At 61.3% G+C, this 23,639-nt stretch carries 21 protein-coding genes; 4 read left to right on the forward strand and 17 right to left on the reverse strand.

What is annotated here, in order from left to right:
- Positions 1-54 precede the first annotated feature (54 nt).
- Positions 55-1,524 carry an IMP dehydrogenase gene (guaB, locus tag AC1D11_RS00095; protein WP_477649390.1) on the reverse strand — a complete coding sequence of 490 codons (1,470 nt, stop codon included), beginning with the start codon at positions 1,522-1,524 and terminating at the stop codon, positions 55-57.
- Between the two features lie 165 nt (positions 1,525-1,689).
- On the opposite strand from guaB, the gene AC1D11_RS00100 reads away from it, so the two are divergent.
- Positions 1,690-2,229, forward strand: a complete 540-nt coding sequence (locus tag AC1D11_RS00100) for a DUF4124 domain-containing protein (RefSeq protein WP_477649391.1) — start codon at positions 1,690-1,692, stop codon at positions 2,227-2,229.
- A gap of 62 nt (positions 2,230-2,291) precedes the next feature.
- Here AC1D11_RS00100 and AC1D11_RS00105 read toward each other — a convergent pair whose 3' ends face one another.
- Complete coding sequence (locus tag AC1D11_RS00105) at positions 2,292-2,651, reverse strand: RnfH family protein (RefSeq protein ID WP_477649392.1); 360 nt, start codon at positions 2,649-2,651, stop codon at positions 2,292-2,294.
- Positions 2,638-3,084 (reverse strand): type II toxin-antitoxin system RatA family toxin, encoded by a 447-nt coding sequence (locus AC1D11_RS00110; RefSeq protein ID WP_477649393.1) that lies wholly within the window; start codon positions 3,082-3,084, stop codon positions 2,638-2,640. Before AC1D11_RS00110 ends, AC1D11_RS00105 begins: the two co-directional genes overlap by 14 nt.
- A gap of 79 nt (positions 3,085-3,163) precedes the next feature.
- On the opposite strand from AC1D11_RS00110, the gene smpB reads away from it, so the two are divergent.
- Positions 3,164-3,697 carry an SsrA-binding protein SmpB gene (gene smpB, locus AC1D11_RS00115; protein ID WP_477649394.1) on the forward strand — a complete coding sequence of 178 codons (534 nt, stop codon included), beginning with the start codon at positions 3,164-3,166 and terminating at the stop codon, positions 3,695-3,697.
- 130 nt (positions 3,698-3,827) lie between these two features.
- Complete coding sequence (locus AC1D11_RS00120) at positions 3,828-4,202, forward strand: COG4315 family predicted lipoprotein (protein WP_477649395.1); 375 nt, start codon at positions 3,828-3,830, stop codon at positions 4,200-4,202.
- 9 nt (positions 4,203-4,211) lie between these two features.
- Here AC1D11_RS00120 and AC1D11_RS00125 read toward each other — a convergent pair whose 3' ends face one another.
- The 12 genes from AC1D11_RS00125 to AC1D11_RS00180 form a co-directional block, all read right to left on the reverse strand.
- Positions 4,212-5,327 (reverse strand): enoyl-CoA hydratase/isomerase family protein, encoded by a 1,116-nt coding sequence (locus AC1D11_RS00125; protein WP_477649396.1) that lies wholly within the window; start codon positions 5,325-5,327, stop codon positions 4,212-4,214.
- Complete coding sequence (locus AC1D11_RS00130; protein ID WP_477649397.1) at positions 5,324-6,199, reverse strand: DMT family transporter; 876 nt, start codon at positions 6,197-6,199, stop codon at positions 5,324-5,326. The genes AC1D11_RS00125 and AC1D11_RS00130 overlap by 4 nt, the downstream gene beginning before the upstream one ends.
- Before the next feature lie 176 nt (positions 6,200-6,375).
- A complete protein-coding gene (gene typA / locus AC1D11_RS00135) occupies positions 6,376-8,202 on the reverse strand; it encodes a translational GTPase TypA (RefSeq protein WP_457282768.1) in 1,827 nt (608 codons plus the stop codon).
- Between the two features lie 35 nt (positions 8,203-8,237).
- Complete coding sequence (truB, locus tag AC1D11_RS00140) at positions 8,238-9,284, reverse strand: tRNA pseudouridine(55) synthase TruB (RefSeq protein WP_477649398.1); 1,047 nt, start codon at positions 9,282-9,284, stop codon at positions 8,238-8,240.
- A gap of 89 nt (positions 9,285-9,373) precedes the next feature.
- The gene (rbfA, locus tag AC1D11_RS00145) at positions 9,374-9,742 is read right to left on the reverse strand and encodes a 30S ribosome-binding factor RbfA (RefSeq protein WP_457282766.1); all 369 of its coding nucleotides are present in this window, start codon (positions 9,740-9,742) and stop codon (positions 9,374-9,376) included.
- A gap of 60 nt (positions 9,743-9,802) precedes the next feature.
- Complete coding sequence (infB, locus tag AC1D11_RS00150) at positions 9,803-12,700, reverse strand: translation initiation factor IF-2 (RefSeq protein ID WP_477649399.1); 2,898 nt, start codon at positions 12,698-12,700, stop codon at positions 9,803-9,805.
- Positions 12,701-12,728: 28 nt separating this feature from the next.
- Positions 12,729-14,255 (reverse strand): transcription termination factor NusA, encoded by a 1,527-nt coding sequence (nusA, locus tag AC1D11_RS00155; protein ID WP_457282764.1) that lies wholly within the window; start codon positions 14,253-14,255, stop codon positions 12,729-12,731.
- Between the two features lie 32 nt (positions 14,256-14,287).
- Positions 14,288-14,890 carry a ribosome maturation factor RimP gene (gene rimP / locus AC1D11_RS00160; RefSeq protein ID WP_477649401.1) on the reverse strand — a complete coding sequence of 201 codons (603 nt, stop codon included), beginning with the start codon at positions 14,888-14,890 and terminating at the stop codon, positions 14,288-14,290.
- A 459-nt stretch (positions 14,891-15,349) separates the two neighbouring features.
- The gene (locus tag AC1D11_RS00165; protein ID WP_477649402.1) at positions 15,350-16,993 is read right to left on the reverse strand and encodes an ABC transporter ATP-binding protein; all 1,644 of its coding nucleotides are present in this window, start codon (positions 16,991-16,993) and stop codon (positions 15,350-15,352) included.
- Positions 16,993-18,147: an ABC transporter permease gene (locus tag AC1D11_RS00170; RefSeq protein ID WP_477649403.1), complete on the reverse strand. Its 1,155-nt coding sequence runs from the start codon at positions 18,145-18,147 to the stop codon at positions 16,993-16,995. The genes AC1D11_RS00165 and AC1D11_RS00170 overlap by 1 nt, the downstream gene beginning before the upstream one ends.
- A complete protein-coding gene (locus tag AC1D11_RS00175) occupies positions 18,113-19,147 on the reverse strand; it encodes a microcin C ABC transporter permease YejB (protein WP_477649404.1) in 1,035 nt (344 codons plus the stop codon). Before AC1D11_RS00175 ends, AC1D11_RS00170 begins: the two co-directional genes overlap by 35 nt.
- Positions 19,148-19,266: 119 nt before the next feature.
- A complete protein-coding gene (locus AC1D11_RS00180; protein ID WP_477649405.1) occupies positions 19,267-21,069 on the reverse strand; it encodes an extracellular solute-binding protein in 1,803 nt (600 codons plus the stop codon).
- Between the two features lie 104 nt (positions 21,070-21,173).
- Between AC1D11_RS00180 and fabI the strand changes: the two genes are divergently transcribed.
- A complete protein-coding gene (gene fabI, locus AC1D11_RS00185; protein WP_477649406.1) occupies positions 21,174-21,983 on the forward strand; it encodes an enoyl-ACP reductase FabI in 810 nt (269 codons plus the stop codon).
- Between the two features lie 304 nt (positions 21,984-22,287).
- On the opposite strand, the gene AC1D11_RS00190 is transcribed toward fabI, so the two are convergent.
- Both AC1D11_RS00190 and AC1D11_RS00195 read right to left on the reverse strand, forming a co-directional pair.
- Positions 22,288-23,028, reverse strand: a complete 741-nt coding sequence (locus AC1D11_RS00190) for a GNAT family N-acetyltransferase (RefSeq protein WP_477649407.1) — start codon at positions 23,026-23,028, stop codon at positions 22,288-22,290.
- Positions 23,029-23,184: 156 nt separating this feature from the next.
- Positions 23,185-23,532 (reverse strand): GFA family protein, encoded by a 348-nt coding sequence (locus AC1D11_RS00195; RefSeq protein ID WP_477650928.1) that lies wholly within the window; start codon positions 23,530-23,532, stop codon positions 23,185-23,187.
- Between the last annotated feature and the right edge of the window lie 107 nt (positions 23,533-23,639).

The raw sequence follows: 23,639 nt of genomic DNA on the forward strand, positions 1-23,639 counted from the left end.
GCAAAAAAAGAAAAAGGCGTCTGGTTCATCAGACGCCTCAGGCCGCTTTCAGGCTCAATCAGCCCGGTAGTTCGGCGCTTCCTTGGTAATCTGCACGTCGTGGACATGGCTTTCGCGGATGCCGGCCGATGTGATTTCCACAAATTCGGCCTTGTCGCGCATGTCCTCGATGGTGGGGCAGCCGCAGTAGCCCATGCTGGCCCGCAGGCCGCCGGCCATCTGGAACACGATGGCGACCATGGAGCCCTTGTAGGGGACGCGGCCTTCAATGCCTTCAGGGACCAGCTTGTCGGCGTTCGGATTGCCGGTGCTGGATTCCTGGAAATAACGGTCGGCGCTGCCTTGCTGCATGGCGCCAATGCTGCCCATGCCGCGGTAGCTCTTGTAGCTTCGGCCCTGGAACAGGATCACTTCACCCGGGGCTTCTTCGGTGCCGGCGAACATGCCACCCATCATCACCGTGTTGGCGCCCGCCGCGATGGCCTTGGCGATGTCGCCGCTGTAGCGGATACCGCCGTCGCCGATGAGCGGAACGCCGGTGCCGCGCAAAGCCGTGGCGACGTTGTCGATGGCCATGATCTGCGGCACGCCCACGCCCGCCACGATGCGGGTGGTGCAAATGCTGCCGGGGCCGATGCCGACCTTGACGCCGTCGGCGCCGGCTTCCACCAGTGCCAGAGCCGCGGCGCCGGTGGCGATGTTGCCGCCAATAACGTCGACCTGGGGATAGTTCTGCTTGACCCAGCGCACCCGGTCGAGCACGCCTTTGCTGTGGCCGTGGGCGGTGTCCACCACAATGGCGTCGACGCCGGCTTTGACCAGCGCCTCGACGCGTTCCTCGGTGCCCTCACCCACCCCGACAGCCGCACCCACACGCAGCTTGCCGTGCAAGTCACGCGCTGCATTCGGGAAGGTGGTCTGTTTGGTGATGTCCTTGACGGTGATCAGGCCCTTGAGCTCGAAATCGTCGTTGATCAGCAGCACACGTTCGAGGCGGTGTTTGTTCAACAACGCCTTGGCGTCGGCCAATGAAGCAGTTTCAGAAATGGTGATCAGGCGCTCGCGCGGCGTCATGATGGTGCTGACCGGCACATCCATGCGGGATTCGAAGCGCATGTCGCGACCGGTGACGATGCCGACGACCTTGCCCCCGTCAATCACGGGGAAACCGGAAATGCCGAGTTGCTCGCTGAGCGCCATGACCTGGCGCACTGTATGCGTAGGGGTGATGACCACCGGGTCGCGCAGCACGCCGCTTTCGTAGCGCTTGACCTTTGCAACCTCGGCTGCCTGCTGCTGGGGCGTCAGGTTTTTGTGAACAATGCCTATGCCGCCTTCCTGCGCAATGGCAATGGCCAGCCGGGCTTCGGTGACCGTGTCCATGGCCGCCGAGACAAGCGGCAGGTTCAGGCGGATATTTCGGGAGAACTGGGTGGAAAGTGAAGTGTCCTTGGGCAGGACCTGGGAGAACGCTGGCACCAACAATACGTCGTCGAAGGTGAGCGCTTTGCCGAGTAGGCGCATAGGGATGGCTCCAAAAACACGATTGTACCCTTGTCGTCATACGCCGTCGGTACTTACCCCTAGCAGCCCTTCACGGCCTTCGCTCCTGCCTGCCAAGGGTTGTAAAAAAGCCGCTTTACCCAACAGCCGGAAGAAAACCGGACGGCACGGCGCTACACTGACGAAATGCACTCCAAATCCGTTTTTCGCCCCCTCCTGCTGGCACTCGCCTGCGGGTCATTTTCACTGACAGTGTTTGCCCAATGGCAGTGGATCGATAAAGACGGCCGCAAGGTCTATAGCGACCGTTCGCCGCCCGCCGACATCCTGGAAAAAAACATACTGAAGCGACCAGGCGGCATGGCGCGAACGGCAGCAGCCGCTGATCCCGCCCCAAATGCAGCCGATCCGGCCGCGCAGGCAGCGTCTGCACCAGCCGGCAAAGCCAGCGCGCCCAAGGTGTCCGGCAAGGACACCGAGCTTGAAGCCAAGAAAAAGCAGGCCGATAGCGAAGAAGCTGCCAAGAAAAAAGCCGAAGAAGAAAAGCAGGCCAAAAGCAAGGCCGATGCGTGCGATCGCGCCAAACGGTATTTGGGCACCCTGCAATCAGGCGTGCGGATTGGAACGACCAATGCCAAGGGTGACCGCGAAATCATGGATGACGCAAAGCGTGCGGAAGAATCCAAACGCGCCCAAGGTATCGTTGACGCAAGCTGCAGCAAATAGCCGTTGCAGGCGCCTTGCCAGCTCAGGTCGGCTGCTGTATCCGGCCTTCTTGCCTTCTATTCTTAATAACCCGCTTTGGCGCCGGGCCGCATTTTGGCGAACAGCCCGGCGCTTTTGGCGCCCTGCCGGCTGAAACGTTCTCGGCGTGCAACCTTGGGGTCCACCCGAAGTCCGCGGTAGACCTCAACCCTGTCGTGGTCATGCAGCGCATGCCCCAGGGTAGTTTTACGGCCCCAGATACCGACGACCGGGCGGCTGCCCTGCTGCAACTCCGGGAATTCATCAAAAACCCCGGCCGCAGCAAGCGCCTGTGCCACCGTGGTGCCCGCCGCCAGCTCCAGCGCCCACTCGCGGACCTGCCGCGGCGCCGCTGAATAAACCAACGTAACTTTGAGCGGCGCGCCGCCCTCAGGCTTCGCCATAGACGTCTTCAGCCCTTTTGACAAACGCATCCACCAGGCTTCCCGCTATTTTTTCGAAGACGGGACCGACCAGTGCCGCCAGCGCGGCATTGTCAAAGTCATAACGCAGCGTGAAATCCACCTTGCAGGCTCTTTCACCGGCCTTGCCGACAGGCGTGAAATCCCAGTGGCCGTCGAGCTTGGAAAACGGGCCGTCGACCAGCTTCAGGCTGACCTTCCGGTTTTTTTCGTGTGTGTTGCGGGTGGTGAAGCTTTGCGTCAGTCCGGCCAGCGAGATGCCGACCTTCGCTGTCATGCCGCGCGCGTCTTCCTCCAGCACAGAGGCCTGGTCACACCACGGGAGAAACTCGGGATACCTTGCGACATCAGTGACCAGCCCAAACATTTCGGCGGCGCTGTACCAGATTAAAACGGACTTGTGAACGGTTTTCATACAATCGAGGGCTGGGCGCAATTGTATTAGCCACTTCGCGGGCACTGTATTTTTCAGATTTCGCCCCTATCTTTTATCCATGGCCACCAAAGAAGCATCCTCCTCCAAAAAAGCGGCCACAGCGCCTTCCGCCAATCTGTCCCCCAAGGCAGCGGCGGCGGCCGTGCGCATTGCCGACAATAAAAAAGCCCTTTTCAATTACCAGATTGAAGAGCGCTTTGAGGCGGGCATGGTGCTCGAAGGCTGGGAAGTGAAGTCCCTGCGCGAAGGCAAGGTCCAGCTTACTGACGGCTATGTCGTCATTCGCAATGGCGAACTCTTCATCATCGGCTGCCAGATCAACCCGCTGGGCACGGCTTCGACCCACGTACGTCCCGACTCGGTACGCACCAAGAAGCTGCTGATGCACAAGGAAGAAATCCGCCGCCTGATCGGCAAGGTCGAACAAAAAGGTTTCACCCTGGTGCCGCTGAACATGCACTGGAAAGCCGGCAAGGTGAAATGCGAGATCGGCCTGGCCAAAGGCAAGGGCGAGCACGACAAGCGCGACACCATCAAGGACCGTGAAGGCAAGCGCGAGGTCGAACGCGCCATGAAGTCGCGCAACCGCTAGGGCTTATTCCAAAACGCGGCGTCCGCCGCTTGCCCTTCTCCGGAAATCGTGGAAGTATGTTTCGAGTAAGCCCGGGTCCACCGGTGTTTATGCTTGTGCAGCCATCCGCTGTTATCACCGGAGCTTTTCCATGAAATTCCTGACGACCGCCTTGTTGACCGCCGCCCTGCTGGGCGGCTGTGCTTCCACGACATCAAAACATCCCGCCACCGTCGCCGATGGCGTGCTGGTCGGGCCCAACGGCATGACGCTTTACACCTTCGACCGCGACACCGCCGGTAGCGGCAAGTCGGCCTGTAATGGCCAATGCGCGGCCAACTGGCCGCCCCTGGTGCCCACCGCGACGGCCCAGCCGCTGGGCGACTACACCATCATCACCCGTGATGATGGCAGCCGGCAGTGGGCGATAAAGGGCAAGCCGCTGTACTACTGGGTCAAGGACGCCAAGCCCGGGGACAAGACCGGCGACAACGTCATGAATACCTGGCGCGTCGCCCGTCCCTGAGCAAGCGACTCAGAGCCCGCGCAGCGGGTGTTCGTCCGCCGTCCAGGGGCTGACAAAAAAAGCATCGGCCATGCCGGGCTTCACGTCTTCGATGCGCGCGGGCATCCACTGCGGCTTGTAGTCCTTGTCAACGGCCAGCGCACGTATGCCTTCGACGGTTTCGCTGGCTGCGCCGGGCCGCAGGTGAAAGCACTGGTACACCATGTCACGCTCCATGCGCAGGTCGTCGGCCAGTGTCATGGTGCGGGCGCGGCGGATTTGCTCCAGTGTCACATGCAGCATCAGCGGTGAACGCTTGCGCAAGGTGGTGGCCGTCTTCAATGCCCAAGGGTCGGTTGAAGCCTCCAGTGCGTCCACGATGTGTTTGACCCGTGCCAGCGAAAAATAAGCATCAAAATGACCGGTAGCCGAAACAGGGCGGGCGCCACCAGCTATCAATTCAGTAGCAATCCACTGCTCTGCCTCAGAAGCTGAAGCGAAAGCCCGCCCGCCCAGGGCGTCCCAAAGTGCCGGCAGGCGGGCGGCTTCCAGCTTGACGTCCGCCAGACCGTAACCGATGGCTTCATCCGCGCCGATCACGTCACCCGTGAGTGCCAGGTACTCGCCGGCGTGGCCCGGACAACGGCTCAGGAAGTAGCCGCCGCCGACGTCCGGAAACAGGCCGATATTTGTTTCCGGCATGGCCATTTTGGTGTGCTCGGTGACGATTCGTACCTTGGCGCCCTGGCTGATTCCCATACCGCCACCCATGACCACGCCGTCCATGAAGGCGATGTAAGGCTTGGGATAGTTGTGGATCAAGTGGTTGAGCGCGTATTCCTCGGTGAAGAAATCCTCCAGCGCGGAATCGCCCGCGAAAACCGCCTGGTGGAAAAAGCGGATGTCGCCCCCCGCGCAAAAACCGCCGAAGAGGCTCTCGGGCGTGCCTGGCTGGCCCTTCTTGTTGGTGCCGCGTATCGCCACCAGATGAATCTCAGGGTCGTCACGCCAGGCCAGCAAGGCGGCGGACAGGTCCCGGATCATGGCCAGCGACAGCGCATTGAGCGCCTTGGGGCGGTTCAGGGTGATGAGCCCGGCACTGCCGCGCCGCTCGACCAGCACATCGTTTCTGCTGACGGTATTCATGCCCGCTGCCTCCATCCAACCAGTTCATTCACCACCAGCGCACCTATCACCAGCGCGCCGCCTGTCAGTACACTCGCGCCGGGCACCTCACCCGCGCCAAACCAGGCCAGCAAAATACCAAAAATCACTTCCAGCAGCGCCAGCAGGGCGACTTCCGGCGCCTTGAGAACGCCGGCGCACATCACCGACAGCACGCACGGGATGGCCAGCTGAACCAGGCCCAGCAAGGCCAGCAGGCCGACGTCATGTGGCGTAGCGGAAAACGGGAACGACAAGGGCAAGGTGGCCAACGATGAGATCACCGCCCCCACCAGCACGGCAGGCACCAGGTCGATGTTCTTGCCGTGGGCACGGCTGTGCTGCACCACGGTCCAGTTGCTGGCGCTCGCCAGCGGTACCATCAGGGCGACCAGCGTTCCACCCAGGTGGCTGGAAAGGTCCATCTGCCCGCCGTACATCCACGCAATACCGGCGCCCGCCATGGCAATGGCCAGCCAGGTGCGGCCGGGAATGCGGTGGCCGATAAACGCGCGTGCCAGCAAAGCCGTGATGAAAGGGCTGACCGCCATCGTCACCAGCACATTGGCCACCGTGGTGAGCGTGAGCGCCACCATGAAAGCCGTGAACATCACGCTCCAGCAGAAACCGGAAATCCAGAGCGCCGAGCCACCGTTGCGGATTTTGGTGAACACCGCCCTGCCCTGCCACAGCGGCAAGATGACCAGCAGCGAAACCACCGTGAAAAAGCTGCGCCAGAACGTGACTTCAAAACTGCGCGCCGACTCCAGGTGACGCGTGACCACACCCGCAATCGACCACATCATGGTCACGAAGATCATCAGGAAGACGGCTCTGGAATGCGTGAGTTTCATAGGCTTGTTATCTGGAGCCCCCACGGTCGCTCACTGCGTGTAGCTTCCTGCCCCCCGAGGGGGCCGCCCGCCTGTGGCCCGGCAAAGCCGGTTCCACGGCTCATGCTGGGTTGAAAGGCAGGGGCGAGGGCAGCTCCTGTTGGTGGCAAACGAGGAACGCTAGCCACCGTGAAGGCTCAGGACCTGCCTGCGCGCTTGCGATCGCTCTCTTTGAGGTGGCGCTTGCGCAGGCGAACCGACTTGGGCGTGATTTCAACCAGCTCATCGTCCTCGATGAACTCAACGCCGTATTCGAGCGTGAGTTCGATAGGCGGCGTGATCTTGATCGCGTCTTCCTTGCCGCTGACGCGGAAGTTGGTCAACTGCTTGGTACGTGTAGCGTTCACCACCAGGTCGTTGTCACGGCTGTGGATGCCGACGATCATGCCTTCATACACCGGGTCATTGGCGCGCACAAACATGCGGCCGCGGTCGTCCAGCTTGCCCAGGGCGTAAGTGAAGATTTCACCGTCGTCCATCGAGATCAGCACACCGTTTTTACGGCCGCCGATTTCGCCCTTGTGCGCTTCGTAGCTGTCGAAGATGTTGGAGATCAGGCCAGAACCACGCGTCAGGTTCAGGAACTCGTTGGTAAAGCCGATCAGGCCACGCGCCGGGATGCGGTACTCAAGGCGCACGCGGCCTCTGCCGTCCGGCTCCATGTTCACCAGCTCGCCCTTGCGCTCGCCCAATGCCTGCATCACGCCGCCCTGGTGCTGGTCTTCGATGTCGGCCGTGACCAGCTCGATAGGCTCGTGCTTTTCACCGTTGACGTCCTTCATCACGACGCGCGGCTTGGACACCGCCATTTCGAAGCCTTCGCGGCGCATGTTCTCCAGCAGGATGGTCAGGTGCAGCTCGCCGCGGCCCATGACTTCAAAGATGCCTTCTTCGTCGGTTTCGCTGACGCGCAGCGCCACGTTGTGCTGCAGCTCTTTTTGCAGGCGGTCCCAGATCTGGCGGCTGGTGACGTACTTGCCTTCGCGGCCGGCCAGCGGGCTGGTGTTGACGCAGAAGTTCATGGTCAAGGTTGGCTCATCGACCTTGAGCATGGGCAGCGGCGCGGGGTTGGTCGGGTCGGTGATCGTCACGCCGATACCGATGTCGGTCAGGCCATTGATCAACACGATCTCGCCGGGGCCGGCTTCCGTGGCCTGCACGCGTTCCAGTCCCTGGAAGGTCAAGACCTGGTTGACACGACCCTTGACGGCCTTGCCGTCCGGGCCTTCCATGACGACCACGTCCATCATGGGCCTGATCGTGCCCTGGCTGATGCGGCCGACGCCGATGCGGCCGACGAAAGTCGAGAAATCGAGAGCGGAAATCTGCAATTGCAGCGGCGCAGCGGGGTCACCCTTTTGCGCAGGCACGTGCTTGAGGATGGTGTTGAAGAGCGCCGACATGTCGGGGCCCCACTGCTCGTTCGGCGGACCTTCTTCGAGTGACGACCAGCCGTTGATGCCGGAGGCGTACACCACGGGGAAATCGAGCTGCTCGTCGGTGGCGCCCAGCTTGTCGAACAGGTCGAAAGCGGCGTTGATGACCTTGTCGGGGTTGGCGCCCGGCTTGTCGACCTTGTTGACCACCACAATGGGCTTGAGACCCAGGGCAAGTGCCTTCTTGGTCACGAAGCGCGTCTGGGGCATGGGGCCTTCCTGCGCATCGATCAGCAGCACCACGCCGTCGACCATGGACAGCGCGCGCTCCACTTCACCGCCGAAGTCGGCGTGGCCCGGGGTGTCGACGATGTTGATGTGCGTGCCTTCCCAGGTCACGGCGCAGTTCTTGGCCAGGATGGTGATGCCGCGTTCTTTTTCGATGGCGTTGTTGTCCATCACGGTGTCGACCACTTTTTCGTGCTCGGCAAAGGTGCCGGACTGACGCAGCAGCTGGTCAACCATGGTGGTTTTGCCATGGTCAACGTGGGCGATGATGGCGATATTGCGGATTTGGTTATGGCTCATGGTTGGCTTTCAGGAAGACTCGAAACGGTACGGGGTTAATGTTGGAAAGAAGAAGCCGCAACGCCTGTGGGCGCAGCAGCGAAATCGGGTGCGGAGTGTTCGGCCGGCGTTCTGGCGGCTTGCAAAATGTCCTGTATTTCAATCGGGCTCAGCAAACGCTGCGGAATCAATTCGTCGGCCGTGACATGGGCCGAGCCCAGGAACGCCGGCGGCTCGGTGCCATAGACCTGCACCAACGGCGCATCGGCGCCCCACTGCCCGGGCTCACCCCGGCGGCGCAAACCACTTAAAAACCGCCCTGCATTGTCGGCGTCCAATGTGACAGACGGGTACGCCGACACCAGCGACTGCGCCGGCAGCAGGCAGGCTTCGCGCTCGGGCTCGGTCATGGCTTCCAGGGCAGGCAAGGTCACGCACTGCTGCGCCGTGTAGCCGCCGGTCTCCAGCCGCCTGAGCGAACCCAGATGCGCGCCGCAGCCAATGGCTTCGCCAATGTCTTCACCGAGCGTGCGGATATACGTGCCCTTGCTGCAGGTCACTATGATTTTGATAGCTGCTTGCGCCCGGTTGTCATGGGCTAGAGCCATATTCAGCTTGAAAATGGTGATGTGACGGGCTTCCCGCTCCACCTCTTCGCCCTTGCGGGCGTATTCGTACAATGCCTTGCCGTCTTTTTTGAGCGCCGAGTACATGGGCGGAACCTGTGCTTGCGGGCCGGTGAAACGCTCCGTCAGCGACTCCAGCAAGGCCGGTGTAATCTCGGGTACGGGCCGGGTTTCAATGACATCACCTTCGGCGTCGGCCGTGGTGGTTTTCTGGCCCAGCAGCAGCACCGCTTCATACGTCTTGTCGGCGTCGAGCTGGATCTGGCTGAACTTGGTGGCGGCGCCAAAACACAGCGGCAATACGCCGGTGGCCAGCGGATCGAGCGTGCCGGTGTGGCCTGCCTTGTCGGCGCGCAGCAGCCATTTGGCCTTCTGCAAAGCCTGATTGCTCGACAGGCCCAGCGGCTTGTCGAGCAGCAGCACGCCATGCACGGGACGTCGCTGGATTTTCTGGCGATGTGAAGAGGTTTGCGTCATAAATTCCGACAGGCTCAGCGCGCGGGCTGGCCCGGGCGCTTCGTTGGCACCGTGTCCCTGAACCTGTCATCAAGGGAAACGGCGCGAACTCAGTCGTCTTGCGCGCGGGAAGAAACCGCCTTGGCAATCAAGGCGTTCATGTCGGCCGCACGTTCGGTCGTGCGGTCGAAGTGGAAATGCAGCGTCGGCACGGTGTGCGTCATCAGCCGCTTGAACAGGCCGTTGCGCAGGAACCCGGCAGCCTGGTTGAGCGCTTCTTCGCACTCTTTCGGGTCACCGACAAGCACACTGAAAAACACTTTGGCATGCGCATAGTCGGCCGTCACCTCGACGGCCTGCACGGTCACCATCCCGACCCGCGGGTCTTTGAGTTCGCGCGCGATCAGCTCCGTCAGATCGCGCTGGATCTGATCGGCGACGCGAAAACCGCGATTCGGGGTGGATGATTTTTTACGCATGTCAAAAAATGGTGGGGTCTGCGGAAAGGCTGGCAGCCAGGGGCTGCCGGCCAGCCGGGATCAGACTTCCAGTGTCCGCGCCACTTCCCTGATTTCAAAGAACTCCAGGATGTCGCCAACCTGGATGTCGTTGTAGTTCTTGATGTTCAAGCCGCACTCGAAGCCTTCCTTGACTTCCTTGGCGTCGTCCTTGAAGCGCTTGAGCGAGTCGAGTTCACCCGTGAAAACGACCACGTTCTCGCGCAGAAGGCGCAGGCGCGCTGTGCGGCGAACCACCCCGGCAGTGACCATACAGCCGGCGATCGAGCCGATCTTGCTGACCTTGAACACCTGGCGAATCTCGGCATTGCCGATGACTTCTTCCTTCTTGTCCGGCGTCAGCATGCCCGACATCGCGGCGCGAAGTTCGTCCACAGCGTCATAAATGATGTTGTAGTAGCGAATGTCCACGCCGTTGTTTTCGGCCTGCTTGCGGGCCTGGGCATCGGCACGGGTGTTGAACCCGATCACCACGGCCTTGGAGGCAATCGCCAGGTTGACGTCGGATTCGGAAATACCACCCACACCGGAGTACACGAGCTGGACCTTGACCTCTTCGGTCGAAAGCTTCAGCAGCGACTGGGCCAGCGCTTCCTGCGAGCCTTGCACATCGGCCTTGATGATGATGGGCAGCATCTTGACTTCGCCGGCGCCGATGTCGGAGAACATGTTCTCCAGCTTGGCGGCCTGTTGCTTGGCCAGCTTGGTATTGCGGAACTTGCCGGCGCGGTAGGTAGAGATTTCACGGGCACGGCGCTCGTCGAGCATGACCATGAATTCATCACCAGCCTGCGGCACTTCCGTCAAGCCCTGAATTTCCACGGGAATCGACGGGCCCGCCGTTTTGATCGGCTTGCCGTTTTCGTCCAGCATGGCGCGCACGCGCCCATAGGTCGAGCCGGCCAGCACCACGTCGCCGGCTTTCAGCGTTCCCGCCTGAATCAGCACGGTCGCCACGGGGCCACGGCCCTTGTCGAGGCGGGCTTCGATCACCAGGCCTTTGGCCAGTGCATCCACTGGCGCCTTGAGTTCAAGCACTTCGGCCTGCAGCAGCACCTGTTCGAGCAAGGCATCGACACCGGCGCCAGTATGGGCGGAGACGCCGACAAAAGGAACGTCGCCACCGAACTCTTCGGGAATCACTTCCTCGGTGACCAGTTCGCCCTTGACGCGCTCCATGTTGATACCGGGCTTGTCGATCTTGTTGATCGCCACCACGATGGGAACACCGGCCGCCTTGGCATGCTTGATGGCTTCCTTGGTCTGCGGCATCACGCCGTCGTCAGCCGCCACCACCAGAATCACGATGTCGGTCGCCTGGGCGCCGCGGGCACGCATGGCGGTAAACGCCTCATGGCCCGGGGTATCCAGGAAGGACACCATGCCGCGCGGGGTTTCCACGTGGTAGGCGCCGATGTGCTGGGTGATGCCGCCCGCTTCGCCGGAGGCCACTTTGGCGCGGCGGATGTAATCGAGCAGCGAGGTCTTGCCATGGTCGACGTGACCCATGACCGTCACGACCGGCGCACGCGGCAACAACTCGGCCTGCTGGCCTTGCACGTCTTCGTCGGCAAAGGCTTCCGGGTCATCCAGCGAAGCCGTCACAGCCTTGTGGCCCATTTCTTCCACCACAATCATGGCGGTGTCCTGGTCCAGCGGCTGGTTGATGGTGACCATCTGGCCAAGCTTCATCAGGTGCTTGATCACTTCGGATGACTTCACGCTCATCTTGTGCGCGAGTTCGGCCACGGTGATCGTTTCAGGCACGTGCACTTCAATGACCTTGAATTCGGTCGGCGCCACGAAGGTGGACTCCGGACGTGCTTCACGGTCATTGCGGCGGCCACGCGGGCCTCCACGGAAATTGCCACGGCCGGGCACAACGGGTGCGCCACGGCTTGGAATGCCCTTCTTCTTGGCGGCGTCGTCCTTCCATGTCGAAGACAGGTTCTCCGACTTGACTTCCTTCTTGCCAGCGGCGCCAGGGGCACCCGCAGCGGCCGGCGCACCCGGTTTGGCCGCGGCACCCGGCGCCCCGGCCGGCTTGTGCAGCGTGCCCTTGATGGCGGCTTTGGGGTCGACATGGGGCACCAGAACGCGCTTGGGCGCGGACATCATGGCGCGAATGCCGGCAGCTTCTGCTTCGGCCTTGCGGCGGCGGTCCTGGAGCTCTTGCGCCTTGGCCGCGTCAGCCTGGAATTCGGCGGTGGCTTTGGCCTTGGCAGTTGCAGCGGCAGCCGCGGCATCGGCCGCCTTCGTGGCCTGTACGGCCGCGGCGGTTTCAGCGGCTTTGGTGGCTTCAGCTGTTACTGGCGCGGCATCCTTGGCTTTTCCGGCTGGCTTGGCTTTCTTGACCACGGCCTCGGCGGCTGCAGCAGCCGCCTGCGCGGTTTGCTCGGCGGCCAGGCGCTCCTGCTCGCGCGCAGCATCCTTGGCGTCCTGCTCTTCGCGAAGACGGCGTTTTTCAGCGAGCTCCTGCTCCTGGCGGCGCAGCAGTTCTGCGTGGCGGCTGGCTTCTTCTTCGCGGCGAATCAGTTCAGCATCGTCGATGACGGGAGGTGCCGGCGGGGCGGCCACTTCAGGCTGCACTTCTTCCGCAGGCTGGTCGGAGCCATCGTCACGCTTGATAAAGGTACGCTTTTTACGCACTTCCACCTGGATGGTGCGCGCCTTGCCGGTGGCATCGGCCTGCTTGATCTCGCTGGTGGATTTTTTCACCAGGGTGATCTTCTTGCGCTCGGCCGTGACGGTGCCATGGCTGGCCTGCAGATAGCCGAGAAGCTTCTGCTTGTCCGCCTCGGACAAAGGGTCGCTGGCTTGCGCCTTGGCGACGCCCGCACTGGTCAATTGCTCGATCAGGGTTGCGGGGGATTTATTGAGTTCAGCTGCGAATTCAGCGACGGTGGTGGTACTGGACATATGTTTTTTTCCTGCAGGCCTTTCATGATCATTGCTCTTGGGCCGCTGCAGGTGCAGGGGTGTCAGCGGCAGCGGGTTCATCGGTAAACCAATGAGCGCGTGCGGTCATGATCAGGGCTTTGGCTTCGTCCGAAGACTGGCCGGTGATATCGGTAAGTTCGTCCACGGCCAGATCGGCCAGGTCGTCACGGGTATGGATGCCCGCTTCTGTCAGTTTGGCGATCAGCTCTGGCGTGAGGCCTTCGACGTCGCGCAGGTTCTGCGACACGCCTTCGGCATTTTCTTCCTTGGCGATTTCCATCGTCAAGAGCGCATCTTTGGCGCGCGTGCGCAGCTCATTGACGGTGTCTTCGTCGAAGGACTCGATCTCCAGCATTTCCTGCAGCGGCACATAAGCCACTTCTTCGAGGCTGGTGAAACCTTCGGAGATCAGGATGTCGGCGATTTCCTCGTCCACGTCGAGCTTTTCCATGAACAGCTTGCGGCTGGAATCGGTCTCGGTGGCCTGCTTTTGTGCAGATTCATCGGCCGTCATGATGTTGATCTTCCAGCCGGTCAGCTCGGCGGCAAGGCGCACGTTCTGGCCGCCGCGGCCGATCGAAATGGCCAGGTTTTCTTCATCGACGACGACGTCCATGGCGTGACGCTCTTCGTCGACCACGATGGATGACACGTTGGCCGGGGCCAATGCACCAATCACGAACTGGGCCGGGTCTTCGCTCCAAAGCACGATGTCGACACGCTCGCCGGCGAGCTCGTTGGTCACGCCGTTGACGCGGGTGCCGCGCACGCCGACGCAGGTGCCGATCGGGTCGACACGCTTGTCGTGCGACAGCACAGCGATCTTGGCGCGCGAACCAGGGTCACGGGCGCAGGATTTGATCTCCAGCAGGCCTTGTTCGATTTCAGGCACTTCCTGGCGGAACAGCTCGATCATGTACTCAGGCGCCGTGCGCGAGAGGATGATGGGCGCGCCGCGCAGGGTCGTGTCCACTTCCATGATCATGGCGCGGACGCGATCGCCGGAGCGCAGGTTTTCCTTCGGGATCATGTCGGAACGGCGCAGGCGGCCTTCCACACGGCCGGATTCGACAATGATGTCGCCCTTGTCCATGCGCTTGACGGTGCCGACAAAAATCTTGTCGCCACGCGACATGAAGTCGTTGAGCAGCATTTCGCGCTCGGCATCGCGGATTTTCTGCAGGATGACCTGCTTGGCCGCTTGCGCGCCAATGCGGCCGATCGGCAGGCTTTCCACCGGCTTTTCGATGTAGTCACCTTCTTCGATGTCGGCGATTTCGTCGCGTGCGTCGCTGACCAGCTCTTCGGCTTCAGGGTTCTGCAGGCCGGCTTCGTCAGGGACCACCAGCCAGCGGCGGAAGGTTTCGTAATTGCCGCTGTCACGGTCGACGGCTACGCGGATGTCCACTTCGCCTTCGTACACCTTCTTGGTGGCCGAGGCGAGCGCGAGCTCGACGGCGCCAAAAACGACGTCACGTTCCACATTTTTTTCACGCGAGATGGCATCAACCAACATCAACAGTTCGCGATTCATTTCACAAGCCTGCCTTTCTTCATTTCTTGAAATTAATTCTCTGCAAAGGGTTCGGCACCAGGCGTTATTTTGGGTTTACGCCCCTTGAAATCAACCACCGGCGCGAGGCGCGCCTGTTGAATCTCATCGAGGGTAAAACCCAACGCCTGCAGCGGTGCGGGAACCTTCTTCTTACTGACCTTCTGGCCGGGTTTGACGGCCGGCTCATCGCTCCATACGATCTGCCAGCCGGCAATGCCGTCCGCGGCCACGGCACGCTCCAGCGTGCCGCGAAACTTCTTGCGGCTGGCCGCGACGGTTGAACCGGCGCTGGCAGCCACACCAATGGGAGCCTTGAGCGTGATGTCGATCAGCTCACCGGCAAAACGCTCAAAATCTTTTTCGTTGCGCAAGGGCCTGTCGATGCCGGGGGAACTGACTTCCAGCCGCGCATATTCGGCGCCTTCGACTTCCAGGACAAACTGGAGCTGGCGGGTGACTTTTTCGCAGTCCTCGGCATTGATGAACTGTTCGGCGCCCTTGACGTAAGGCATATCGATCGTGACGCGCAGCAAACCACCGCCGGTGCGTTCTATCTCGACCAGCTCGTAGCCCAGCCCCGTCACAGTTTGCTCAATCGTCTCTTGCAATGCCATTCAGTCTCTTAAACCCGCTCTAAATCCGTATGTTCAAAAACAAACGCCCAAAAAAAATGGGCGGTGAAAACCCGCCCATTTGGTCGTGAAGCTCTTATTGTAACGTGCTGCGCCCTTTGATGCAAACAATTTCCGTGCCTGACACGCTAGAGAACGCCCGAACCGTCGATGTAAATCCTTCTGGTTACGACGCCCGCCCTGAGCATTGGAACAGGCCTGATGAGTCGGCCCAGGGCACATCCCTTTCGGTTAAACATTCCGGCATCACCGCCAGAAAGAACAGCGTGCAAATGAATGCATCGCTGCGTGAATGTGCAAATGACATCTCCTACTCACACCCCCCCATAAAAGATTTACAGCCTTAAAAAAATCAATTAAATCATATAGATTTTTGATTTAGTTAAAGTAATTTATGAAGTTTTCTTCGTGATCTCCGCAGCCCGTGGAGATGCATAATGTTCAAGCCGCCGTGACCAGAACCCGCGTATAGGGATGCTGCGGCGCATCCAGCACTTCGCTCAGCGAGCCTGACTCCAGTACGTCACCATCCTTCATCACCATGACCTCGTGGGCCATTGCGCGGATCACGTCGACGTCATGCGTGATCAGCAAATAACTGAGGCCACGCTCGCGCTGCAATCTTTGCAGCAGTCCCAGCACCTGTTTCTGGATGGTCACGTCCAGCGCGCTGGTGGGTTCGTCCAGCACCAGCAGGCTGGGGTTGACGATCAGCGCGCGCGCAATCGCCAGGCGCTGGCGCTGCCCGCCTGAAAATTCGTGTGGATAGCGTTGCAGCAAACCCGGAAACTGGGCCTCAGTCATACCGACATCGGCCAAGGCCTGCAGCGCCCGTTGGCGCCGCCCGGCCGGAGCCAGCTTGGGCTCATGCACCGTCAGCCCCTCTTCCACAATGGCTTCAACGGTCATGCGGGGTGACAGGGAAGAAAACGGGTCCTGGAACACAACCTGAACGGCGCGGCGGATCGCCTTGTTGCGTGCCGCATCCCGGCTCCAGGCCTGGCCGGCCGCCTGCAGCTGCCCAGAAAAAGGGAGCAAGCCCAGGCTGGCCAGCGCCAAGGTGGACTTTCCGGATCCCGATTCACCGATCACGCCCAGCGTTTTGCCCGGGGGGATATGAAAGCTGGCGTCTTTGACCGCTACAAATTCGGTTTTTTTAAACCACCCGCGTATGCCTGGAATGGAGACCGGATACGCCACGCGCAGGCGCTCCGCGCGCATGGTCGGCGCCGCACCCGGGTCCGCGCCGGTGCTGGCCGCCAGCCCGTCCCGCTGCGGCTTGCTGTCGATCAACTTGCGCGTGTAAGGGTGCTGGGGCCGCGCGAAAACCTCGGCCACGGTGCCCTGCTCCACGATGTGGCCGTTTTCCATCACCGCCACGCGGTCGGCAAACTTGCGCACGAGGTTCAGGTCGTGGGTGATCATCAGCACCGCCATGCCGTTGCGCTGCTGCAGCTCACCCAGCAAATCCAGAATCTGGCCGCGCAGGGTGACGTCCAGCGCCGTGGTGGGTTCGTCGGCCAGCAGCAGCCGAGGCTGGCAAGCCAGCGCCATGGCAATCATGGCCCGCTGCCGCTGCCCGCCCGAAAGCTGGTGCGGGAAAGAGTTTGCGCGTCGTTCGGGTTCGGTGATTCCCGTATCCGCTAGCAATTTGATAGCTGCTTGCGCACATTCTGCGGGTGTCAGGCCCTGTTTTAGCTGAAGAACTTCAGCAATCTGGTTGCCCACGCTAAACAGGGGGTTCAGTGCTGTCATGGGCTCCTGAAAGATCATCGCGATGTCGCGGCCCCGGATTCCGCGCAGGGACTGCTCCGGCAAGGACAGCAAATCCACGGGCGCCCTGGGCGGCGCACCGCTGGCGGCCCGGTCTGCCGCATCGATGCCGGTAAAAACAGCCTTGCCACCGACCACGGCGTTTTGCGCCAGCCGTAGCAGGCTCAGCGCCGTCACCGTCTTGCCCGAACCCGATTCGCCCACCAGCGCAAGCTTTTCGCCGGGTGCGATGGAAAAATCGATGCCGTGGACGACGGCTTTTCCTGCGAATGAAATCTGCAGGTTTTTGACATCAAGGAGCGGTGGTGTCATCAGTCGGCCTTCCTGGGATCCAGGGCATCGCGCAAGGCGTCGCCCATGAAGGTGAGGAGCAGCAGCGTGATCACCAGCACCGCGAAGGTAGACAGCGATATCCACCACGCATCGATGCTGTTCTTGCCTTGCGACAGCAATTCACCGAGCGAAGGCGTGCCCGGCGGCACCCCCAGCCCCAGGAAGTCCAGCGAAGTCAGCGCCAGAATCGCGCCGCTCATGCGAAACGGCAGGAAAGTCACCACAGGCGTTAGGCTGTTGGGCAGGATGTGGCGCCAGATGATGCTCAGGTTACCGACGCCCAGCGCACGCGCGGCGCGTACATAGTCCATCTGCCGGTTGCGCAGGAATTCGGCGCGCACATAGTCTGACAACCCCATCCATCCGAACAGGCTGAGCAGGATCAGCAACAACGCAACGCTGGGCGCAAAAACGGCGCTGAAGATGATAAGCAGATAGAGCTCCGGCACGGAGCCCCAGATTTCGATGAAACGCTGGAACAACAAATCGGTCTTGCCACCGAAATAGCCCTGTAGCGCCCCCGTCAGCATGCCGAGCAGCACGCCGGTGACCGTCAGCGCCAGCGCAAACAATACGCTGACCCGAAAGCCGTAAATCAGCTGGGCGAGCAAGTCGCGCCCCCGGTCGTCGGTGCCCAGCAGGTTGGCCCGCGTCGGCTTCGAGGGGTTGGGCTCTTTCGCAAAATAATTGAGGGTGTTGGGCCCGTAGGGGTTGAGCGTGTACAGCGCAAAATTGCTGCCACGCCCCAGTCGTTCGCGGATGTAGGGGTCGAGGTAATCGGTGGTGGTGTCGAAGTCCCCCCCAAAGGTTTTCTCGCTGTAGTCCTTGACCATGGGAAAGTAATAGCCTCCCTCATAGCGCACCAGCAGCGGCCGGTCGTTGGAGACGAGCTCGGCACAAAGACTGAGCACCACCAGCGTACAGAACACCACCAGGCTGTAAAACCCCAGCTTGTTGCGCCGAAACCGCCTCCAGGCGCGCCGCGCCGGGGAATTGGAAACGTACTTTTCTTGTACAGCGTCGCCGCGGACCGGGCTTTGCCCGTCCGCAGGAGGCGTCCCCTCGGGGGGAAGGCTGCCGGAGGTGGCTTCAGGGGGGCTAATCGAACCGTACACGCGGATCCACCCAGACATAAGACAAATCGGAAATCAGCTTGGTGAACAAGCCGATCAAGGTAAATAAGTAGAGCGTGCCCAGCACCACCGGGTAGTCGCGCCGGATGATGCTTTCATAACTGAGCAGTCCCATGCCATCCAGCGAGAACAGGGTTTCGATCAGCAGCGCACCGGTGTAGAACGAGCTGATAAAGGCCGCCGGGAAGCCGGTGATGAGGGGAATCAGCGCATTGCGGAACACATGCTTCCACAGCACCTGGCGCTCACCCAGGCCCTTGGCGCGGGCCGTCAGCACGTATTGCTTGCGGATTTCCTCCAGGAAGGAGTTCTTGGTCAGCATGGCCGTAACTGCGAAGCTGCCCAGCACCATGGCCGTGACCGGCAAGGTGATATGCCAGAGGTAATCGGTGATGCGCGCACCCCAGCTCAAAGTCTCCCAATTGGGCGAAGTCAGGCCGCGCAACGGAAACCACTGCAACTGGCCGCCGAAGATCACCAGCAGCGCGACACCCAGCACAAAGCCGGGAATGGCATAGCCGGTCAGCACCAGCAATGTTGTGACGAAATCGAAACGCGAGCCGGCACGCACCGCCTTGGCGACGCCCAGTGGCACAGCCACCAGGTAGCTGATGAAAAAGGTCCACAATCCCAGGCTGATGGAAACCGGGAGCTTTTCCTTGACCAGTTGCCAGACCTCCTTGTTGTGGAAGAAGCTTCTGCCAAGGTCAAAGCTCAAAAACTGCTTGAGCATCAGGTAAAAGCGCTCGGGCGCCGGCTTGTCGAAACCATAGAGCGCCTTGATCTGCTCGACGCGTTTCGGGTCGACGCCCTGCCCACCCCGGTAGCTCAGGCCGCCACCCTCGGCGCCGCCTCCACCACTGGGGCCGGCCTTGGCCTCGGCCATGTATTGCTCCACCGGCCCGCCCGGCACGAACTGCGTCACCACAAAGGTGATCAGCAACACCCCGAACAAAGTCGGGATCATCAACAGGCAGCGTTTGAGAATGTAGGCAAACATGGTCGATCAGCCCTCCCCTCGAATCCAGTGGCAGCGCGGAACTGGCTTAGCCAGGCCGCAGGTGCCGCCCCCTGCAAGGGGGGAAGGCGTTACGCGAAGCGAACGTCCGACGGGGGTGTTCATTTTTTAGCCCACCAGGTATCGATGATCCAGGTCTCGCCTGGCGCATAGGGTGGCATCTGGCCCGGCATGGCAAGGCGGCGTGCGTTGTAGACCACGCGATGGGTGCCGGCCGTCCATTCCGGCAGCAGGTAGTGGCTGTGCGCCACGATGCGTTCCAATGCACGGCAGGCGGGCAACAACTCGGCCTTGGTTTTGGCGCTGGTCATTTTGGTGATCATGGCATCAATCGCGGGATTGGCGGCTCCGCTGAAGTTACCCGACTCCTCAGTGGCGGCGGCCTTGCTACCGAACATGTCGGCGAACTCCTGACCCGGGTTGTTGGTGCCACCGTAGGCGATGGAGATGATGTCGAACTCGAATTTATCGAGGCGCTGCTGGTAGAGCGCGAAGTCGACCTGCCGGAAGTTGAGCTGGATGCCGAGCTTTTCGAGGGCGCGTATCCAGGGCGAAATCGTGCGCACACCGCCCTCGTTGCTATCCAGGTATTCCAGCACCATGGCCTCGCCTTTGGCGTTGCGCAGCTTGCCGTCCCGAACCTCCCAGCCGGCTTCCTTCAGGAGCACCTGGGCACGGCGCAAATTGGCGCGCAGCGAGGAGTCGCCGTCAGTACGCGCCGGCACATACATGGTGCCGAATGCCGCTGCGGGGATGTCCTTGCGCCAGGGTTCCATCAAAGTCAGCTCTTCGGGCTTCGGCAGTCCGGTGGCCTGGCAATCGGTGTTTCCGAACAAGCCGGACACGCGCTGGTAGGCGTTGTAGAACAGCTGGCGATTCATCCATTCGTAGTCGATCGCCAGGCCCAGAGCTTCGCGCACGCGCGGGTCCTTGAGCTTTTCACGCCGGGTATTGAGCACATAGCTCTGGAAACCCGTGGGCAGGCTGTGCTTGAATTCCCCCTTGACGAGTTCACCGTTGTCAAAACGTTTGCCCGTCAGGCGCCGGGCCCAGTCGCCGGCCGAGAAGAAACGCATGATGTCGAACTCGCCGGCCTTGAGCGCCTCAAGCTTGGCAGTGTTGTCCTTGTAAATCTTGACGGTGACGGTGTCGAAATTCCCTGTACCGACCCGCACATTGAGCTTCTCACCCCAGTAGGTCTTGTCGCGTATATAGCTGATGTCTTTGCCGAAGATCACCGGGCCGATGCGGTAAGGCCCGCTCCCAATGGGGATGTCGGTCACGACCTCATTGAAGGGCTTGGCCTTACCGGTGGCGTCCATGCCCCACTTGCGGCTGAACACCGCCATGCCGCCCACTTTCAACGGCAGTTCGCGGTTCGGTTTCCTGAAACGAAAGCGCACTGTCCGCTCGTCCACCACCTCGCAGGCTGCGACGTCTTCGAACACTGTCTTGTAGGACGGCGAGGTATGCGGGCCCATCAGGGTGTCAAAACTGTATTTGACGTCGGCCGCCAGCACCGGGTCGCCGTTGTGAAAGCGCGCTTCCTTGCGCAGGCGGAAGGTGGCCGTGAGCCCGTCAACCGACACCTCAACGTCTTCGGCCAGCAGCCCGTAGCCTGAGGCGGTTTCGTCCATCGCCCCCGTCAGCAGCGTGTCGAACATGAAGCTCGACAAATAGGCCGGCGCCGAACCTTTGATCGTGAAGGGGTTGTATTTGTCGAAGGTTGAGTAACGCAGGTTGCTGACCAGGCGCAGGTCCCCGCCTTTGGGTGCTGCGGGGTTGACGTAGTCGAAGTGGGCAAACCCCGCGGGGTACTTGAGGTCTCCCCAGAGCGCATAGCCGTGCGCGGCCCATGACGGTGATGAAAGACCCAGCAGGACCCAAACCAGCAAACTTCGCATGCGACAATTCTGCACTACTTAAGCTGGCAAGATTGCGGCGCACAGACACTGCGCCCCTGTCCCTTGCCTTCCCCTCCCCGCGAACTACCTACTGGAGCACCTGCATGGCCACCAACACCGGATTCCTCACTGGCAAAAAACTGTTGATCACGGGGGTCCTCTCGAACCGGTCCATCGCCTACGGCATTGCCAAGGCCTGCCATGCCCAGGGCGCCGAGCTGGCTTTCGGCTATGTCGGCGAGCGCTTCAAGGACCGCATCACCGAGTTTGCCGCCGACTTCGACTCCAAGCTGATTTTTGACTGCGACGTGGGCGACGACGCCCAGATCGACAAGATGTTTGCCGACCTCTCCAAAACCTGGCCGACCTTTGACGGCTTTGTGCACAGCATCGGCTTTGCACCGCGCGAGGCGATCGCCGGCGACTTCCTGGAAGGTCTGTCGCGCGAGGGTTTCAGGATCGCCCACGACATCAGCGCCTACAGCTTTCCGGCCATGGCCAAGGCGGCCCTGCCCTACCTCAATCCAAAGTCGGCCCTGCTGACGCTGACCTACCTGGGCGCGCTGCGTGTTCTGCCCAACTACAACACCATGGGCCTGGCCAAAGCCTCGCTGGAAGCCAGCGTGCGCTACCTCGCGGAATCGCTGGGCAGCAGGGGCCAGGGCATGCGTGTCAACGGCATCAGCGCCGGCCCGATCAAGACCCTGGCCGCAAGCGGCATCAAGGATTTCGGCAAGATGCTGAAAGCCACGGCAGCCAGCCCCATCCGCCGCAACGTGACGATCGAAGACGTCGGCAATGTGGCGGCATTCCTTCTTAGCGACCTGGCCAGCGGCGTGAGCGCGGAAATCACCTATGTGGACGGCGGCTTCAGCCAGGTCGTGGGCGGCATTACCGAGCAGGGTGAAGCCTGAGACAGAGCTCCTGCGCCCGACTCGCATGCCGGGTGTCTGCCCCGATGACGTTATTTGTTCGCTATGAAATAGATAGCTGCTTGCGCCCGACTTTATTGGGTTGCGGGCCAAATACACGCCTCAAATATGGCCTGAAAGCCCCCTTGAGGGCCGACTAAAGCCGGATATCAGGCAACAAAACTGCCGGATTCGGCTGCCCCAGGCCTCAAAATAGTGACAAAACAGGCTGCAAGCCAATGCAGACGAGCGCAAGCTGCTATAAAAATAATAGCTCCTTACGGCACCTCGCGTCAGGATTCAGGCGTCAAGCCTGCGTCCAATAGTCATAACTCCAGACCGTTTTAAAGCCCGCCCGCCGGTAAAGCGCCCGCGCCGGGGCATTGCCTTCTTCCACCTGCAGGAATACACGCTCAATGCCCCGCTGCATGGCCGCTTCGGCCATTGCGGCCAGTACGCGCCCTGCCAGCCCCTTGCCGCGGTGTGCCGGGTCGGTTCGCATGCCGTGGACACTGGACCATCCGTGGCTGAAAGCCGCCGCACCGGCGGCAATGGCCTTGCCGCCTTCGCGCACGCTGGCAAACACGGAATCACGTCCGCGGCTCAGTGACCTCACTCGGCTGGCGCCGTCCACGGGATCAAAACCCTCGGCCAGGAACAACGCGGCCCAGGCCTCATCCGGCGTGTTGGCTGTTTCAGCCAGGGCCTGCGCCGACACGCCACGCATGGACTTGACCTGCGCCACTTGCACCAGCACCGGCTTGCCTGCCGTGTAACCCCGCGCGCCCAGTTCGCGGCGCAAGGCATCAAAACAGGCCTCATTGGCCAGCCGGAAGACTGCCCGCATCCCGCGCGCGCGGTACAGCCCTTCGATGCTATCGATCACGCCGTCGGCGGGAGGCTGATGCAGCAGGGGCACGGCACTTTTGGCCCGGCTGACCGTTCCGCTGTCAAAGGGCAGCAACCAGCCACCGATTTCGAGCTGGTCCTCGGGTGATACGGCCGCCACAGTGGCGCGCTCGATATGTTCAATGTCGGTGGAAGTCATGGCGTCGATAAAAGAATGCCGGGGCCGGCTGGCCCAAGAGAGTCAAACAGCAATGAGTACAGGCCGGGAATACCGGCCCTGCGGGTACGGGCGAAGTGGCAGATTATTGCGTCCGCCAGGGTCCGGGAATAGAGGATCTGGGGGTTCCAGGAAGAGCTAGGAAGAACGCCCATCGAAATGCGTCACCTTGATGGTGTCCAGATCGATTCCCTCGAGGCAGCGGACGTTGATAGCTGCAATGCGATTGCCGGCAGGGTCCGTTCCTTCGCCATAGGGGTGAATGCCACAGGTGGGGCAGAAACGGTGGCTGATCACATGCTTGTTGAACTGATAGTTGCCGGCATTTTCATCGGGTGTCAGCAAACGGAGCTGGTCATGCGGCACAAACCACAGCAGCGACCCCTTGCGCTGGCAGATGGAGCAGTTGCAGGCCAGGGCGCTGTTCGGCTGGCCGTCGACCTCAAACGCGACTTTTCCACAATGGCAACTCCCTCTGGAAGTCATTTTTTCTGTCATAAGTTGATTCCTTTCATGGCCATTGCAGCCTTCATGGTTGACGGGGTTGCGCGGGCAACACAGGCACCCCCCAGAACGCTTGCACCGCGCAAATT

Source organism: Polaromonas sp. P1_E11 (assembly GCF_056405995.1).

Excerpts from the sequence above, each read along its gene's own strand:
- guaB (WP_477649390.1), bottom strand. The coding sequence starts at position 1,524 with ATGCGCCTACTCGGCAAAGCGCTCACCTTCGACGACGTATTGTTGGTG.
- AC1D11_RS00100 (WP_477649391.1), top strand. The coding sequence starts at position 1,690 with ATGCACTCCAAATCCGTTTTTCGCCCCCTCCTGCTGGCACTCGCCTGC.
- AC1D11_RS00105 (WP_477649392.1), bottom strand. The coding sequence starts at position 2,651 with ATGGCGAAGCCTGAGGGCGGCGCGCCGCTCAAAGTTACGTTGGTTTAT.
- AC1D11_RS00110 (WP_477649393.1), bottom strand. The coding sequence starts at position 3,084 with ATGAAAACCGTTCACAAGTCCGTTTTAATCTGGTACAGCGCCGCCGAA.
- smpB (WP_477649394.1), top strand. The coding sequence starts at position 3,164 with ATGGCCACCAAAGAAGCATCCTCCTCCAAAAAAGCGGCCACAGCGCCT.
- AC1D11_RS00120 (WP_477649395.1), top strand. The coding sequence starts at position 3,828 with ATGAAATTCCTGACGACCGCCTTGTTGACCGCCGCCCTGCTGGGCGGC.
- AC1D11_RS00125 (WP_477649396.1), bottom strand. The coding sequence starts at position 5,327 with ATGAATACCGTCAGCAGAAACGATGTGCTGGTCGAGCGGCGCGGCAGT.
- AC1D11_RS00130 (WP_477649397.1), bottom strand. The coding sequence starts at position 6,199 with ATGAAACTCACGCATTCCAGAGCCGTCTTCCTGATGATCTTCGTGACC.
- typA (WP_457282768.1), bottom strand. The coding sequence starts at position 8,202 with ATGAGCCATAACCAAATCCGCAATATCGCCATCATCGCCCACGTTGAC.
- truB (WP_477649398.1), bottom strand. The coding sequence starts at position 9,284 with ATGACGCAAACCTCTTCACATCGCCAGAAAATCCAGCGACGTCCCGTG.
- rbfA (WP_457282766.1), bottom strand. The coding sequence starts at position 9,742 with ATGCGTAAAAAATCATCCACCCCGAATCGCGGTTTTCGCGTCGCCGAT.
- infB (WP_477649399.1), bottom strand. The coding sequence starts at position 12,700 with ATGTCCAGTACCACCACCGTCGCTGAATTCGCAGCTGAACTCAATAAA.
- nusA (WP_457282764.1), bottom strand. The coding sequence starts at position 14,255 with ATGAATCGCGAACTGTTGATGTTGGTTGATGCCATCTCGCGTGAAAAA.
- rimP (WP_477649401.1), bottom strand. The coding sequence starts at position 14,890 with ATGGCATTGCAAGAGACGATTGAGCAAACTGTGACGGGGCTGGGCTAC.
- AC1D11_RS00165 (WP_477649402.1), bottom strand. The coding sequence starts at position 16,993 with ATGACACCACCGCTCCTTGATGTCAAAAACCTGCAGATTTCATTCGCA.
- AC1D11_RS00170 (WP_477649403.1), bottom strand. The coding sequence starts at position 18,147 with ATGTCTGGGTGGATCCGCGTGTACGGTTCGATTAGCCCCCCTGAAGCC.
- AC1D11_RS00175 (WP_477649404.1), bottom strand. The coding sequence starts at position 19,147 with ATGTTTGCCTACATTCTCAAACGCTGCCTGTTGATGATCCCGACTTTG.
- AC1D11_RS00180 (WP_477649405.1), bottom strand. The coding sequence starts at position 21,069 with ATGCGAAGTTTGCTGGTTTGGGTCCTGCTGGGTCTTTCATCACCGTCA.
- fabI (WP_477649406.1), top strand. The coding sequence starts at position 21,174 with ATGGCCACCAACACCGGATTCCTCACTGGCAAAAAACTGTTGATCACG.
- AC1D11_RS00190 (WP_477649407.1), bottom strand. The coding sequence starts at position 23,028 with ATGACTTCCACCGACATTGAACATATCGAGCGCGCCACTGTGGCGGCC.
- AC1D11_RS00195 (WP_477650928.1), bottom strand. The coding sequence starts at position 23,532 with ATGACTTCCAGAGGGAGTTGCCATTGTGGAAAAGTCGCGTTTGAGGTC.